This is a genomic window from Metabacillus sp. YM-086 (genome assembly GCF_048059995.1).
In the GTDB taxonomy this organism is placed as follows: domain Bacteria; phylum Bacillota; class Bacilli; order Bacillales; family Bacillaceae; genus Metabacillus; species Metabacillus litoralis_B.
The window spans coordinates 16,589-32,179 of the sequence record NZ_JBLUOI010000004.1 but is presented as its reverse complement, the minus strand read 5'-3'; the positions used below and the strand labels follow the sequence as shown (position 1 = coordinate 32,179).

The window sequence follows — 15,591 nt, the reverse complement described above, 5'->3', positions numbered from 1 at the left end:
TCGTCTACATGGAGAAAAGATCATTTTCATTCGTTATCTTTTAGAAGTCATCTAAATCAATCTCATCTTCATCATCTAGTTGAATCTCCTCAGTTTCTTCAACATCTTCTAGGTCTAGATTGTCTGAGTCACCATCAAACAATTTTTCAGAGGCTTTGATTCTTGCTTCTTTAGCTTTTGACAAAGCTTTTTTTCTAATTTCTTGCTTTGTTGGCTTTTTCTTCACCTTTCCAGACTTGTCTCTTTTAATACTGACAATGTTGGAGTACACTTCTCCGTCCTTCTCGACATTCTCAACAATGACCTGTACAGGAATTCCCACTAGATCATCAAGATCAATCGATTCCCCAGGAGCTGGTAGGCAGTCAATCTTTTCTAACAGCTTAATCATCTTCCCTCTTTTACTCCATGAGTAGTTAGGTGAGATATAGAGGTCAACTAGTTCACCTTCGTCGTCCTCCACTTCCACTTTGATGTTTAGAACTACACGTTTACCATCTTCTGAATACTGGCTATCTCTTTCTGCTAGTTCAGCAAATGCTGTGATGCCTTTGAATGAACCATCATCAATATTTCTTTTGTTCCCTTCTGGTCTCGCAAGCACATCTGTTTGATTTAAATCTTCTAATCTCATTTTTTCATTCCTCCAGTAATATGTTTTCTTCCCCTTCATCCGTTTTTACCGTCCGTATCATCGGTAGCGTCAACAGTTGCTCGTACTGACAACACTGACGGTCTTTTAGGGTGAGGAGAGTGTATTTAGGAGTTGCTTATCTCCTGTGAATCTAGTTCAAAGTATAAATGGAAATAGCGCTTGTCCCTCTGGAAAAAAAACCGTGTATTTCATTAAAGATGTAAAAAAGAGCAAACTTTTTCTGAGTTTGCTCTTCCCTTATTAGTCTTCACTTAGCATGTCATTTCCTTGTTTGATCTCTCTCATAACAGAGTTAAAAGTAGTACTAGAAAAATCTCTTCTTAACACAAAGTCATTTTCAAAGCGCTTTTGATTGACATAATTATTAAAATAGATTAAATCCTGCTCATTGAAATCTACATTTTCATTCTCCTGAAAATACATTAACAAAATCCATTTAATAAAATTCGTGATTGAATCAATTTCTTGAACGAAGCTATCGAATTGATGAGGGGATAGTTCCATTACTAAATCAAGATACGTTTCCCACTGCTGGACCATGGGCATGCTTGTTACGTACAACATTAGCTGCAATCTGGCTCTCTTCTCTAATTCTGTTAATATGGGGTTCGTCGATTGAATCAGTTTTTCATAATTTTTGCAGATCTTTTTTAACGTATGTAATTTCAAGTGCTTCTCAATCAAATAGTGGTGCAGAAGTTTATCTTCTTCTGACAAGTTCTGCTCTTGTATACTATCATTCAAATGCTCTGAAAATAGTTTGTAGTTTGTGAAGTTAATATTGTGGATGTTATTTTTAAGTATTCGTTGATATACCGTATTTAGTAGGTCTTTAGTTGACTTTACATCCATCAGTATCGGCATTTCACCGTTAGCCTGGAAATCATGTATCGTAATAGGCGATTCGAAACGATTACCTCTTGAGCCTTTTTCAGCTTCTGCCTGCTTTCTCGACTCCGCCTCAGCTTTCGTTTTATGGTTTAGAGTATTAAATCGATTGTTTGCATTTCTTAACGTATTATGGAATATTTTATATTCTTCTTCATCCGTGATAGCTACTTTATTGTAGGATTTTAAATATGCTTCATCTTGCTGGAGATACTGATTCATACTCATCTTTTTACTGGATAAGGGGTTTCTCAACTTGATAAAAGTAATTAAGTGAAAGGTCACAAATTCCATGAAATCTTCTAATTGTATATAAAAATCAGCTTTAGGATTATTATTTTTTGCTCGTATAGTGGCTTCTTTTACCTTCTCGTATAACATTATTTCCACTTCCTTTTTTTCAACATTAAGTTACTTTCATTAGATTTCTACTTTTCTACAGTATGTCTCATTAGTATATCACCAGTAAGATCCAGAAAAAAAAATGGAAGAACATCTTATTCCCGTTTTTATCGTCAGTATCGTCCTTGGCGAACATCCTGACTAGATTTTTAGCATTGACAACAAACATGACGAAGTAATCCCCCTAACCTCCGATGATTGGAGGTTAGGGATTTTCTCATTACTGTTCATTCATATTAGTAGTAATTGATATTAATTTATAATAGTTTATATTTTCTCAGTAGATCTGCCACTGCTTCATTGATCACTTTCTTTACACTGATACCTGCCTTTTTTAATCTCATGACTTCCTCATAGAGTTCTGCTTCTAGGTAGGTCGTAATTCTTACGTCTGCCTTTTCTTCAGGACGTTTTAGTAATTGCTTCATTTCTGTTGGTACTTGTTTGTTCTCCATGTTTATTCCTCCCATGTTGTAGACATTTTCATTTAATTTATTGTTTATTTTCTCATCTGCTTTTTTGTCTACTTTTTTCCTTATGCTTTTTTAGTACTCATGGGGGTTAGTAGTTTTCTGGAAACAAAAACAGCACATGATCGACTTGGTCCATTGCCCAGACCGTTCTTGAAATCACCTTATTGTCCTTCAATGGTACAAAAATTTGTGTTTCTCGATATGGTTGTTCTTGTCTTTGTCTAAGGAGCTGCTTGTTTTGATTATTACTGAACTCAAATACCTGTAAGTAATCAGTTAGATTATGGTGGCACCCATGTAGGTATTGTACGATGAAGTACTTAAGTTCATCTGGTAACTCTTCCGCAACTGCTCTTGTCATGTAGATGGGTTTGTCTGCTTCAAACATTTTTTCACCATCCATCCTGTGATTGTTCTAACAGCCAGTCCTCTACCTCTTGGTCGTGCGTACCGACTACTGAGTAATACAATTGGAGTTCATAATCATTGCGAATAGCACAACGGTAGAAAGTTAAATCTTCTGCTACCAATCGTTCCATGTATTCCAGTTGGAATGGTTGATCTAACTTCCCAAGCACATCGTCCCCTTTTTCCAACACAAAAAGAGCCTGCCTCATGGACAAGCGGAAATGAAACAATTCTTCTTCAATGTTCTCCATTTCATATATTCCAAGAAAGTCTTGCTCTATTTCTTTCATCAGGGCTACTGGGACTTCTCCAAATACTTTTATAGCTTCTATGTCTGCCAAACATTGTATGATCTTCATCCTACTCCTCCTTTTTACAGTAGCTCAACGGCTTCCATCTTTTCTTGTCTCGTTGTCTGAATATAAAACTTAGCGGTCATGTTTACTGTGGCATGTCCAGCTAATTTACTAACCGTTGTCAGGTCCACACCCTTTTTCAGAAGCCTTGTGCAGAATGTATGGCGAAACAAATGTGGGTGCAGCTTAAAACCCAGCTCTTTTGACAGTTTTGCTAGCCAATCTCTTATCGCATCTCTATGCATCTTTTGTGCTCTTTGACTAACTAGTAGGTACTCACTCTCTCGAAATTTTGACTCCATTCGATCTCCTTTCACATACTGATTGATTAATTCAACAACGTCCTTTCTCATACTAATCTCCCTAACCTTTCCCCCTTTTCCCCGAACAGTCAAAGTATTGGTTAGGAAGTCAATATCACTAAGTTTGATGTTAATGAGTTCAGAAACCCTAACACCTGTGTACAAAAGCAGGTAGGCTATTAATTGATTCCTCCTACTCACTTTCCTTTGGTCCTCTAGGCAAAAAAGAAGCTGTTCGACCTCTTTGTCTGACAGGGCAGTCACTACATGCTCACTCCCTGCCGCAACCTTAATTCGATCGCGTTTTATGTGTATGAAGGAGTCATTTACAATCCCTTTCATTCGTAAAAAATCATTGTAGACTTTCAAACTATTGATCTTCTTGTTGATTGTAGCACTGGAAAAAACTTCATCCAGAAGATGTTGCTTGTACCTGACAAATGCAAATCGAGAAAGCAGCTGGTTCTCAGCCACCTTCTCTTCTAAGTACTTTTGGAATCCTATTACATCTCCCACGTAGGACTGGATCGTTGTTGGTGCTTTTCCTTCTTCAACGAGCCACTGTTCAAATTCTTTCGCTAGATTCATACAATTTCACCCCTAAATACAAAAAATCCATTGATGCTTGATTGGCACCAATGGATTTTAATCTTTTATAATGTCAATGATGGATTGGATTTTACAAAATGGACATTGACAATGACATGGACAAGGAAATACCTTCATCACTTATTCCTCCTTTCATTAGCGTTTACATTTTCTTAGTCCTCCTTCGATATTTCTCGAATGACTTCTGTGGCAACAGTGACTAGTACTGGAATGACGATTTTCTCCCACATTCTTCTTCACCTCCTTTTGTCCCGTTTCTATCGACAGTTGCGACAGTATTGACAATTGACGATGTTGACATGACTGACGCAAAATTAGGGACAGCAATGTGACTAACGCCAGTTCTATATTTCTGTCGTGAGATTTTCCATAACCAAATTAGCAGCTTTACATGGTAGGACTAGGTTTTACAGATTCTTGCTAAGCTTGACAAAGTTTTGTCATGGGTTTGCTTATAGTTTTGTCGTGACTTTACTCTAGAGGCTTTATCATTTTTCTTAGTACTGGCTCACTTTCTTTCAAAATGATTTGAAGCAGCCATTCCCGACTGTCTGGATGAGAAGCAATGACTCCGATCCATTCTGTTCCATGGTGATCTTCAAATAACATGGTTTCAAACAATAGCGATTCAGGAAGTCCTGTTGCCATTTCACTTGGAATTAGTGACTCATCAATCTCATCTAGGAATAGTTCATTCCCCTCGAAGCTTATTCGATTGCGATCCGCTACTACTTGAAACTCATCTTCCAACGTCTGAACAAACCAATCTAGTTCTTTCACATTTTTCAACCCCTTTCAAACGTAGCCCTTTTCCTTTAGTGAAACATATTCTCCATCACCCAGCACAATATGATCAAGAACATCTATGCCAATGATCTTTCCAGCCTCTACCAATCTCTTAGTCACCTCCACATCTTCCCTTGATGGACTTGCCTGTCCTGAAGGATGATTATGCCCGACAAGAATTGATGCAGCGTTGCTCAAAATGGCAGGTTTGAAGCATTCCCTTGGGTGAACTATGCTTGCATTGAGACTCCCAATGTGGCAAATGTTGATAGCTGTTGGCTGATTCTTTGTGTCTAAACAAACAACCACGAAGTATTCTCGATCCACATCTCCTAGAAATTGCTTCAACAATTGATAGCCATCTTCTGGACTTCGGACACAACGACCCTTGTAGAGTAGGCTTGATTCCTTCACTAGCTTTAGACTAACAATGTTCACACGCTTTGCAGGTTTTTTCTTCATTTCCACTTCTCCTTCAAGTAGTTCCATTTGTTTGACAGGTTTCGTTGAGTAGTGATTCATGTATTCTCCTCCTAAAAACAGAAATAGCCCCTACTCCGATAATCGAAGTAGAGGCTTGGATATTGTTTGTTTCTTGAACATCAAGTGCTCACAGAACAAACGTACGTTCTATAATTATAATATATATCTGAATATCTAGTTATTACTTGTTATGTATTTTTTGCTACTCGTGTTTCTATTTACACTGGTTGTTGCAACCAGGTGGACTTTCGGGGCACGATCAACCTTCCCCATTTTCCCCAGAAGAAAAAGAGTAACTTCAATTTAGTTACTCCCAGTTATTCTTATCCTTTTAGATCAATGTTCCCACCTAGATGTGGCTGTGCAGCACGTTGGATTACCGATGCATCAGATGTACTCATTAACTTCTGAAGTGCATCTCCCTGATGTTTTGCATCTCCCATTGCCATTTTCATCACTGACATGGAAGCTTGTTGTTGTACTTGCCCTTGACTTAGTACCATTGACATTAGTGCTATATCCATGAAATACACATCCTTTTTTCTAATGGACTACGGCTCTTAATTTCTTTTCTAAGGAATGAACATCGTTCTTCAATTCATTCAATTTATCATTTAGCTCTTCCACTTCCACCGAGCCTAAATCATGCTCAAGAGCATATCCAGCTAACCTTTTCATTTCATGAAGCTTTGAGTCTATTTCTTCTAAAATACGATCTTGCTCCTTACACCATTGAAGCTGTTGTTCGAGGATTTTTTTTATTTCTTGTTGATCTTTATCCATTTAATCCCCTCCTGTCAATCACCTTCTATCTAACTATAGATATCTTAGTCAGGGAATTGTTACTACGTCTTCTCGGAACCTTAAGCTTGGTATTTTTAATGAACTCTAGCAACTGAATGCCCAAAGGAGATGGTACTTTCCCTGTCCCTTTACACACATCACATTCTTTATAAATAGCCCAATTCTTTGAATGAAATCGCTGTGTGGCTTGATTAACTGCATTATGTCCATCTAACCCTTGTGTGTTTAGAATTCTGTCGACTTCTCTGTCGAAGTCCTCAGTCCATTCTAGCTTACCGTAACAATTGCTACATTCTATTTCTAATTCTAGTTCTTCTAGTTCCATTCTATCACCCTTAATTTAATAACTTAGCAAAAAGAGACCCTAGTATAACTAGAGCCTCTTTCAAATTATCTAAAATTAACGAAGAAGTTGTAGAACTCCTTGTGGTTGTTGGTTAGCTTGAGCAAGCATAGCTTGAGCAGCTTGAGAAAGAATTGAATTCTTAGTTTGATCCATCATTTCTTTCGCCATGTCTACGTCACGGATACGAGACTCAGCAGCAGTTAGGTTTTCGGAAGATGTACCTAGGTTATTGATTGTATGTTCTAAACGGTTTTGATATGCACCAAGTTTAGAACGCTCTGCTGAAACACTTTGAATAGCTGAATCTAACTTTGTTATTGCATTTTGCGCTCCAGTTTTGTTAGATACATCAATACTATTGATTCCTAACCCATTTGTATCCATGTCACCGATAGCAAGTTTTACTGTTTGTCCTTCATTTGCTCCGATTTGGAACTGTAGGGAGTTATCATTTATTTTAACATCAGCATCATTAACAGCAGTTGTTGCTAAGTCTGAATTAAAAGTGAACTCCAGACCACCAACATTGGCTTTTCCAGTTGTATCATTAGTAATAGTTGTTTGGCCAACTTGAGTACCTGAGCTATCAGTCACTGTGAATGTAGCCGTTTGTCCAACTGTAAATTTCAATGTTCCTGCACCAGTAGTACCACCGCTTGAATCTGCAACTGTGAAGTCAAAACCTCCAAGTGCTGCTGTAGTAGCAGTTTTTGCTAGTGTAGTCGTACCAATTTGTTTTCCATCTGCATCCTTTAATACGTAATCCAATTTAGTATTATCGGTTGCATTTTCAGTTGACTCTAAAGTGTAAGTTCCCATTTCAACAGTGCTACCAGCTGTAATTGCTATAGCTGAAACATCTGTTGTATCTGAAACTTCGGAAAACACTTCTGTTGCACCAGCTGCTAAAGCAACTGTATAAGTGTCTTCTTTTAAATTATCATTTATAACATTAACACCTGTAATTTTTGTATTAGCGAAACTTGTAGCTGAATTAGCAGTTTTTGCAACGCTTCCGTCTAAAAGGTTTTTAGTGTTAAATTCAGTTGTTTCTGAGATACGATCTATCTCTTCTTTTAATTGAGCAACTTCTTTTTGGATTTCTGCACGGTCAGCATCAGTTGATGTATCATTTGATGATTGAACTGATAATTCACGCATACGTTGTAAAATTGAGTGAGTTTCGTTTAACGCACCTTCAGCTGTTTGAATTAAAGAAATACCATCTTGTGCATTTTTAGAAGCCATATCTAATCCACGGATTTGTCCACGCATTTTTTCAGAGATTGCTAGACCTGCAGCGTCATCTCCTGCACGGTTGATACGAAGACCTGAAGATAATTTTTCCATAGATTTAGATTGTGCACCAGCTGCACTATTCAACTGACGATATGTGTTAAGAGCTGCGATATTGTGATTAATTCTCATTTTAAAGTTTCCTCCTTGAATATAAGTTCATCCACTTCCATGTAGATGATGGTTTAATTGTTTCGAGAGAAAACACACATTGTCGGCCGCCATTGTGTGTTCCTCCCTTACACTATTATTATCGGCACTTTAGATAATTGTTTAATAGTTTTTTAAAGTTTTTTAAATGAATCAATTTCATAATGTACAGTTGGTTACCAAAAAACGTAATAAAATTCGTCTTAAAAGTGATTTTGTTCGTATAATATTTAACAATAAGTTAACCGAGAAGAAAAATGTTCGTTTTTTGATTTAAAAGCATAATTATGAAATTAACACAATTATTAACTGACAGTTTTTTCTTGATTATTTTAAACTGATCGTAAAAATAAAAAACCCTAAATTTTTCACTTAGGGTCAATTTTATTATTCATGATTTCATTTAAGATATTCGATGAGATAGATGCAGCTTCAGTATTTGATTCTTGTATTGAAAGGTAAATTTCTTTTCGATGAATTTCAACATCTTTTGGGGCATTAATTCCTAATTTAATCTGATCACCATTAATAGAAAGGATTGTAATTTCTATATCTTCTCCAATTTTAATGGATTCTTTTATTTTTCTAGTTAGAACTAACATTATCTCACATCCTTATTTTTCTCCAGTTCAGCATACAATGGATATCTAACTGAATATTTCGGATTGTTTAGAATGACTTGTTTTCCTAATCTTTTCTTGTGATTAATTATTATTGGTGCCTGAAGATTAGCGGTTGAATTCTTTAATGAATCTTTTACTGTCATTATAGTCAAAACGACTATGTCTTCTACATTTGTTATTTGAAGTGTTTCTTTCTCTCCATCTGTTAAAACAAACTCATAATCTTTTTTTATATAAAACGGATTTACCACAACAAACCCTAACTCCGTAGTTACAATTGATTGAAGTATCGAGAAAGGAGATTCTTTATCTAAAGGAAGTAATATGAATTTCTTTTCTGTAATAAATCCAGGTAGTCCGTTTTGAAATTTGATAATTTCATTTTCATCTATGGTGATTTCACCATGATATTTTGTCTCTATCAACATTCATCATCATCCTTTTGGGTTATACCTTTATATCTATTGTTTCAAAGTCAATATTAAGATTATTTCTTTGTGCCAGGCTAATTTCTACTTTTCCTGGTTGATAGTCATGAACCGGTTTATTTACTTGTACTGAAATTATTGGTTTATTAGGGGTAACAGTAGTCTCTACCACTGCAGGTTGATAGTTAACTTTCACACTTCCAACAGAAGGTACAAACCCTATACCAAATTCTTTTGTAGGTTTTTGTCCATTTCTTTTTGCTTGAACAGAAATAGGATTGCCATTATTTTCTATTTTCATAAGTTCTTCGCCTTCTTGGGCTCTTCTTTGTATACCTTCTAACAATCTTTGTTTACCAAATTGAGCAAATTCTTCTGTTCTACGAAAAACTGACTTTAAATCAACATCTGCTCTAGCTTGTGATTGATCAATGGTTAATTTCCCTTGGGTTGTTCGTATTGATAAATCTGCCTTAGGTTGTTCAATTGACATATCTGCTTTAGGCTGGTGGATTTGACGAACAGCTTTTCTAGTTTCCATTGAAATTTGTGCATTTGTGCTTTCGAGTCTAATTTGAGGTATTTTCACGGCAATCACTCCTAGTAAAAAAGCTATCCTAAAAAAGATAGCTTAACGTAAAAAGTCCATTAAAGTTGGTTGAATAATTTTAGATCCAGCAGATAGTGAGGCGCGATGAATACTTTCTTGAATCGTTAAGTCAGTAATGACTCGTTCCATGTCAGCATCTTCATTATCTGATAATATTCTGTTTGCGATAACTTCCTGATCCGCAAGGCGACTGTCAATTAACTCAAGTCGGTTATATCTAGCCCCAAGCTCTGCTCTTTCTGCAGTCAGATTTCCTAAATGCTTATCCACAGCTGTTAATAGTTGGTCACCGTTTTCTAACGTCCCGATACCATCTGATAAATTTCTTTCTAATTCTTCCAATGTATTCAGAACATCTTTCCCAAACACATTATGTGAATTAATGTTTATCTTTAACTGAACTCCTTTTGAAACTTCAACGTTATAAGGAGAAGTATCTTGTATGAATGTATACTCTTTGTTTCCAACCGCATCTGTTGTAAAGGCATCATCTGCTATAGGTGCAGTTAGCGTTTTTTGACCATTAAAGATATATTTACCGGCTACTTGAGTATTGGCTACCCCGATTAAATCTTCTTTAAGTTGTCCAATTTCAACACCAATTGCCTTTAAATCTTCTGGGCTGTTTGTTCCGTTCTGAGCTTGAACAACTAATTCACGAATTCTTTGAGTGATTTGTGTTGCCTGTTCAATTCCTGCTTCTGAATTTTCCAGCCATGTATAAGCCTCAGATAGATTTCTCTGATATTGTTCATTTTCAGTTAAGTTCGTACGATAGAACATCCCTTTTACAGCTACAACCGGGTCATCTGAAGGACGAGTTATTTTCTTTCCTGTAGCTAATTGATCCTGATATTTGCTTAACTTGGAATAACTGTTACTTAGGTTTCTCAAAGAATTATTTGCTAACATACTTTGTGTTACACGCATAATTGCTCACCTACCTTCCTGCACCCATACCGTTAATAATTTTGTCTAGCAACTCATCCTGTAGTGAGATCATTCTAGCTGATGCATTATATGCATGCTGAAATTGAATCATATTCGTCATCTCTTCATCTAGTGAAACTGCGCTAACAGACTGTCTTCGATCTTCAACAGAATCTCGAAGAACTGTACTATTTGTTGTCAATCTCTCTGCTTCCTGTGCGTTTACAGCCATTCCACCAATAATACCTTCATAGAAGTTTTGAAGAGTTGTGTTCGTACCACCAATGTCGATAACGTCATTTTTCACATTTGATAGACTTACAGCGTTATTCCCATTTCCGATCTCAGGAAGATTACCGTCAACTTTTCTACCAGCAGCTATAAAATCAGTAGATTCCTTTATTTTATCTGTAAGACTTAATGTGCTTGCAGCATCCTTTGCACTTGAGCCAGTATTGAAGAAATCAATATCAACTTTGGCCGGTTCATCAATAGGATCTTTATTTTCATCAAAATCTCTTAGATTCCAACCTTCACGGTGAACAGCATTAAATTCCGTTGCGAATTCATATGCCATTGTATCCAAATTGTTTAACATCTCTGGATATAATCCGTATTCAAGAACACTTCCATCGTTCAAAGTTTCAGAATAACCATATGAATCTATTAATCCACTAATCTTACCAGCGCTGTTAAAGTTCAAAATATTAATGGATGTTGACCCAATCTTAATCCCTTCAGCCAGCCCATCTGTAATATTTCCATTTTCATCAGTAATTTTTCTGTATGAGACACTAAATTCATTTGCTCGTTGACTTTTTGCATCTACTAAAGTTCCTAAAACTTTGCCGTTATCATCTACAATTTCAACCGTTGCTGTTCCTTCAGAAATCTTCAGCGCATTTCCACCTGATTCATTATAGGAAACTTTAATATTTGCTAGTGATGACAATTTATCTAGTAAACGATCACGTTCATCATAAAGGTCATTTGGTAAGTATCCGTTTGGCTCAATCTCTGTTATTTGTTTATTAATATTATTTAATTGATTTGCCAATGAGTTAATTTCATCTACAGAAACATCTAACTCATTTTTTAGGTCACCTTGTACTGACTTAAGAGATGTTGCTAGATAGTTGAATGTATCAGCTACCGCATTTCCTCTTTCACGTACAACAGAACGCGCACCTGAATTTGTTGGATCTAGAGCTAAGTCCTGCAGTGATTGCCAAAATTTATCAAGTGAGTTAGCTAAGCCAGTTTCAGACGGCTCGTTCATGATTTCTTCCATCTTTTGAAGCGCATTTGCTCTGGATTCCCAATAACCTAATTTATTATTTTCAGAACGATATTGAATATCTAGAAAGCTCTCCCTTACCCGTTGAACACTTTCGACCTCTACACCTGTTCCCATTTGACCAGGAATTTGCGGTCGATTTATCCCAAGTGAAGGATATGCTTCTGTTGCTTTAAAATTAACACGCTGACGTGTGTAGCCCTCTGTGTTGGCATTGGCAATATTATTTCCTGTTGTATGCAAGGCACTTTGCTGTGTAAACATTCCACGTTTAGCTGTTTCTAATCCCATAAAAGTTGAACGCATTTAGGTCCCTCCTAACATTAAGCCTTTGAATCAAAAATAGAACGATTGATATTCTGAGTCTCATCAGAAGATTGCTCGTTATAATTATTTGATTCCTGCTGTCCCAAAAGAAGATCAAGATTTAAATTAACAAAGTTTAAAGAATGCTGAAGCAAATCCTGATTCAATTCATTGATTTCTTTTAATGCCTTCATTTGGTTTACTAGCTGCTTTTGTAAATTACCTAGTTTTTCTTTATCTTGAATTCTGTCAGAAGAAAGTAAATCAGATATCGTTAAACTCTGTGGAGAAATTGAAATCTCGTTTGCGAGTTGATGCTGAATTTTCTCTCTTTCATTATTCATTACTTCAATTGCTTTAATATGTTTTAGCTCATCTTTCATTAATTCACCGAGGGCTTCGATATTATCTGCTTTTATGATCTCAGTTTTCTTTAACGCAATTTGATGAAGACTTTTTTGGAGTTTCAGTATTTTTTCTAGATTTTGACATAGATGATCTTCAACAGACATACGACTCCCTCTTTCTTTCCATTATCTCTAATCTTTATATCGACCAATATTGCTGATTATTTAGACCATTATGTGTAGATATTTATTAATAGACCTTGGACTTCTCCAACCATGTTTAAAATGTTAAGTCCTTTTTGTTGTTTATTTAGTACTTCGTTTGTTAAATCAATTAGCTTGCTGTCCACTTCTTTTACAATTTTATAAATCTTCGTACGACCTCTGCGATTAAAACCACGTTGATTTTCAAGTTGAAGAGCATTGTTTACCGCTTCTTCTAAAAAAGTTTTCACTAACTTTTTATATTTTTTCAAGTCTTCTACTGTTCGTGATTCTGAGAGGACTTTTCCTTGATCTTCAATATCTTTTGCTAACGTAGCAAATCTTTCATATAGGGCATTACCCCTTTTATTTGCCATTACCTCTGTAAAGCTGACAGATTCAGTTGCTACTTGCTGTTTCTTTTCTATATTATTTAAAGTTGCTCTTCCAACCTTTTGAACATCCACTTACTTCACCTCATTGGGTTATTAATAAAAACGATTGTTTTGCTACACTCATTTTATAAGATGCATATTAGAAAAAAAAGAGGAGGAGCCAATAATTGACTTACCTCCTCTATGGTAATTATTTCAATAGTTGAAGAATTCCTTGTGGTAATTGGTTTGCCTGTGCCAGCATGGCTTGTCCAGCTTGGTTTAAGATGTTGTTCTTCGTGTATTCAGTCATTGATTTAGCCATATCTGTATCACGAATACGCGATTCAGCAGATGTTAGGTTTTCATTTGCTGTTTGTAAGTTTGTAACTGTATGTTCAAGACGGTTTTGGAATGCACCCAGTTTACTACGTTCAGCTGATACAAGGCTGATTGCTTTATCAAATGCAGTAATAGCTAATTGAGCAGCTTCTGGAGTAGAAACATTTACACCTACAACTGCATTCACACCAGCTGTTGATAAGATAGAGAAATCTGCATTACGTGCAATTCCAAGTGTTGCCGCATCCATTACTCCAAGAGAAAGTGATAGTGATTCAGAAGCATTAGCACCTATTTGTAAAGCCACCTCTAAATCTTTTCCTTTATCTGCCTCGAAGTCTCCATCAATTAGTGCAATATCAAGACCATTTGTTGGGAGACCAATAGGGCTTATACCATCATCTGTTTTTGTTGTTCCTAATATTAAACTGTTATTAGAAACTGAGTGTACAGGAGCTAAGGCCGGTACTGGTGTTGGGTTAGCATTTTTAGCTTGAGTAATAATGGCATCAATTTCATTCAATACCATGTCTAAGTCTTTATCTGTTACATCAATAGTTGCCGCACTGCCAGTTAAGGCAGACGCCGGGCTATTAAAGTTAATAGTTAGGCCGTCAATCTTCAAAGTGTCTCCTGTTTTAGGTACTTCAGAGAACGTGATCGCAATTGGTTTTGCTTGAGCTGAATCTTTACTAGCAACTAAAGCTGTTGTTGGCGTGTTCGTTGCAGGGTCATTAAATGTAACTCCACTAGCAATATTTGTTGTGATGTTTTTACGAGTCCCTAAATCTTGTACATCCTTAGGTGACATTGGATCTACTGTAGAAAGAGTTAGCTTTCCATCAATAATTGCACCGTCACCTGTTGTACCTGAATCTGCTGACGAGGTTTTCGTTACAGCAAAAGATTGATTGTCATTCTGATTAATTGCACTTTCTAATGAATTCATCAGTTTGTTAATATTACTTACAATTGCCGTGTCAGATGTAGATGCTGTATCATCCCATGCAGAAATGTTTACAGCAATATTATCACCAGTTACTCCAGGAGAGGTTCCATCAGTAACATCGATCTCGTATGTTTTACCATTTATAACAAATGTTTTCCCTTCAAGATCCGCTTTTTGTAACGCACCCAGATTGCTATCAAATTGAATCTCCACTTTCGCAGGCTCCGTAGGATCCGCAGTCACAACACCGCTCCATGTTCCGTTAGCAGTATAAGCAACTTCAGATGTATTCACTTCCGCAAACGGTCTTCCCTCAGCAGAACCACTTAAAAGCTTTTTCGTGTTAAATTGTGTTGTATCAGCAATACGATCAATCTCGTATGTTAATTGGTTGATTTCTTTTTGGATTGCTTCACGATCATCTTTTTCTAACGTTCCGTTGGCTGCTTGTACTGATAATTCACGCATTCTTTGTAAGATACTGTGTGTTTCATTTAAAGCACCTTCTGCTGTTTGAATTAATGAAATGGCATCAAGTGAGTTTCTTTCAGCTGTTTCCAATCCACGAATCTGTGAACGCATTTTTTCCGAGATGGCAAGACCCGCTGCATCATCTGCAGCTCTGTTAATGCGTAAACCTGATGATAGTTTCTCTAATGTTTTAGATGTTTGTCCCATTGTGTGAGACAAATTTCTATAAGCATTTAATGCTTGAATATTATGATTGATTCTCATGAGTTATTTCCCCGCTTCCACCGTGTTTGTTTCTCTTTCATACACCATCACATTTTTTTCATAAGCATTTGCTTGTTTGAAAAGCTGTTGCTGTATCTGACTTGATTTATTATTTTTCATTGCCGTTTGCCATGCTTCTGAAATATCTTCTAGAATAGCTAACACTTCTTTTAAAGGCTCGATATCTTTCTTCACATTAGCCTTAATCACGAGGTCTGCCATGTAGTTATAGAGAGCATCAAGCTGATCAGCCATTATCCCTGCTTCGTAATTTAATCCTACACCTAAACGTTCTAATATATCGTTTACTTTTTTTAGCTTTTCGTTCGCATCTATTAATCTATTAGCTTCAATATCTTGTATTGCATTTTGTGTTGTATCTATCAACGCTTCATATAATAATGAAGTAATTTCTTGAGAAGATTTCTGGTAAATGATCTCTTTTGTTAAAAAATCCATGAATTCTACCTCCCATTTAATTTATCGGA

At 36.3% G+C, this 15,591-nt stretch carries 20 protein-coding genes; all 20 read right to left on the bottom strand.

The window, feature by feature from the left end:
* Window positions 1-40: 40 nt before the first annotated feature.
* The 20 genes from ACEWK1_RS02855 to fliS all read right to left on the bottom strand — a co-directional run bounded on the left by ACEWK1_RS02855 (window position 41) and on the right by fliS (window position 15,562).
* On the bottom strand, window positions 41-634 hold the full coding sequence (locus ACEWK1_RS02855) for a hypothetical protein (RefSeq protein WP_416635713.1): 594 nt from the start codon (window positions 632-634) through the stop codon (window positions 41-43).
* Between the two features lie 261 nt (window positions 635-895).
* Window positions 896-1,924, bottom strand: a complete 1,029-nt coding sequence (locus ACEWK1_RS02850) for a hypothetical protein (RefSeq protein ID WP_416635712.1) — start codon at window positions 1,922-1,924, stop codon at window positions 896-898.
* Window positions 1,925-2,202: 278 nt separating this feature from the next.
* The gene (locus ACEWK1_RS02845; RefSeq protein WP_416635711.1) at window positions 2,203-2,400 is read right to left on the bottom strand and encodes a hypothetical protein; all 198 of its coding nucleotides are present in this window, start codon (window positions 2,398-2,400) and stop codon (window positions 2,203-2,205) included.
* Window positions 2,401-2,506: 106 nt separating this feature from the next.
* On the bottom strand, window positions 2,507-2,806 hold the full coding sequence (locus ACEWK1_RS02840) for a DUF960 family protein (protein ID WP_416635710.1): 300 nt from the start codon (window positions 2,804-2,806) through the stop codon (window positions 2,507-2,509).
* Between the two features lie 4 nt (window positions 2,807-2,810).
* Window positions 2,811-3,185: a hypothetical protein gene (locus ACEWK1_RS02835; protein WP_416635709.1), complete on the bottom strand. Its 375-nt coding sequence runs from the start codon at window positions 3,183-3,185 to the stop codon at window positions 2,811-2,813.
* A gap of 14 nt (window positions 3,186-3,199) precedes the next feature.
* Window positions 3,200-4,072, bottom strand: a complete 873-nt coding sequence (locus ACEWK1_RS02830) for a tyrosine-type recombinase/integrase (protein WP_416635708.1) — start codon at window positions 4,070-4,072, stop codon at window positions 3,200-3,202.
* A 492-nt stretch (window positions 4,073-4,564) separates the two neighbouring features.
* Window positions 4,565-4,873, bottom strand: coding sequence for a hypothetical protein (locus ACEWK1_RS02825; RefSeq protein ID WP_416635707.1), 309 nt, complete (start codon window positions 4,871-4,873; stop codon window positions 4,565-4,567).
* 15 nt (window positions 4,874-4,888) lie between these two features.
* Window positions 4,889-5,341, bottom strand: coding sequence for a RadC family protein (gene radC, locus ACEWK1_RS02820; protein WP_416635735.1), 453 nt, complete (start codon window positions 5,339-5,341; stop codon window positions 4,889-4,891).
* 344 nt (window positions 5,342-5,685) lie between these two features.
* Window positions 5,686-5,886 (bottom strand): YjfB family protein, encoded by a 201-nt coding sequence (locus ACEWK1_RS02815; protein ID WP_416635706.1) that lies wholly within the window; start codon window positions 5,884-5,886, stop codon window positions 5,686-5,688.
* 19 nt (window positions 5,887-5,905) lie between these two features.
* The gene (locus tag ACEWK1_RS02810; protein WP_416635704.1) at window positions 5,906-6,145 is read right to left on the bottom strand and encodes a hypothetical protein; all 240 of its coding nucleotides are present in this window, start codon (window positions 6,143-6,145) and stop codon (window positions 5,906-5,908) included.
* Between the two features lie 421 nt (window positions 6,146-6,566).
* Window positions 6,567-7,940, bottom strand: a complete 1,374-nt coding sequence (locus ACEWK1_RS02805) for a flagellin (RefSeq protein ID WP_416635702.1) — start codon at window positions 7,938-7,940, stop codon at window positions 6,567-6,569.
* A 386-nt stretch (window positions 7,941-8,326) separates the two neighbouring features.
* Window positions 8,327-8,560, bottom strand: a complete 234-nt coding sequence (gene csrA / locus ACEWK1_RS02800; RefSeq protein WP_416635700.1) for a carbon storage regulator CsrA — start codon at window positions 8,558-8,560, stop codon at window positions 8,327-8,329.
* Window positions 8,560-9,009: a flagellar assembly protein FliW gene (gene fliW, locus ACEWK1_RS02795; protein ID WP_416635698.1), complete on the bottom strand. Its 450-nt coding sequence runs from the start codon at window positions 9,007-9,009 to the stop codon at window positions 8,560-8,562. Before fliW ends, csrA begins: the two co-directional genes overlap by 1 nt.
* A 19-nt stretch (window positions 9,010-9,028) precedes the next feature.
* The gene (locus ACEWK1_RS02790; RefSeq protein ID WP_416635696.1) at window positions 9,029-9,598 is read right to left on the bottom strand and encodes a DUF6470 family protein; all 570 of its coding nucleotides are present in this window, start codon (window positions 9,596-9,598) and stop codon (window positions 9,029-9,031) included.
* Window positions 9,599-9,640: 42 nt separating this feature from the next.
* Window positions 9,641-10,549 carry a flagellar hook-associated protein FlgL gene (gene flgL, locus ACEWK1_RS02785; protein WP_416635694.1) on the bottom strand — a complete coding sequence of 303 codons (909 nt, stop codon included), beginning with the start codon at window positions 10,547-10,549 and terminating at the stop codon, window positions 9,641-9,643.
* Between the two features lie 10 nt (window positions 10,550-10,559).
* On the bottom strand, window positions 10,560-12,152 hold the full coding sequence (gene flgK, locus ACEWK1_RS02780; protein WP_416635692.1) for a flagellar hook-associated protein FlgK: 1,593 nt from the start codon (window positions 12,150-12,152) through the stop codon (window positions 10,560-10,562).
* A gap of 17 nt (window positions 12,153-12,169) precedes the next feature.
* On the bottom strand, window positions 12,170-12,664 hold the full coding sequence (locus ACEWK1_RS02775; protein WP_416635690.1) for a flagellar protein FlgN: 495 nt from the start codon (window positions 12,662-12,664) through the stop codon (window positions 12,170-12,172).
* Between the two features lie 68 nt (window positions 12,665-12,732).
* Window positions 12,733-13,170, bottom strand: coding sequence for a YaaR family protein (locus ACEWK1_RS02770; protein WP_416635688.1), 438 nt, complete (start codon window positions 13,168-13,170; stop codon window positions 12,733-12,735).
* Window positions 13,171-13,288: 118 nt separating this feature from the next.
* The gene (locus ACEWK1_RS02765; RefSeq protein WP_416635686.1) at window positions 13,289-15,103 is read right to left on the bottom strand and encodes a flagellin; all 1,815 of its coding nucleotides are present in this window, start codon (window positions 15,101-15,103) and stop codon (window positions 13,289-13,291) included.
* A 3-nt stretch (window positions 15,104-15,106) separates the two neighbouring features.
* On the bottom strand, window positions 15,107-15,562 hold the full coding sequence (gene fliS / locus ACEWK1_RS02760; protein WP_416635684.1) for a flagellar export chaperone FliS: 456 nt from the start codon (window positions 15,560-15,562) through the stop codon (window positions 15,107-15,109).
* Between the last annotated feature and the right edge of the window lie 29 nt (window positions 15,563-15,591).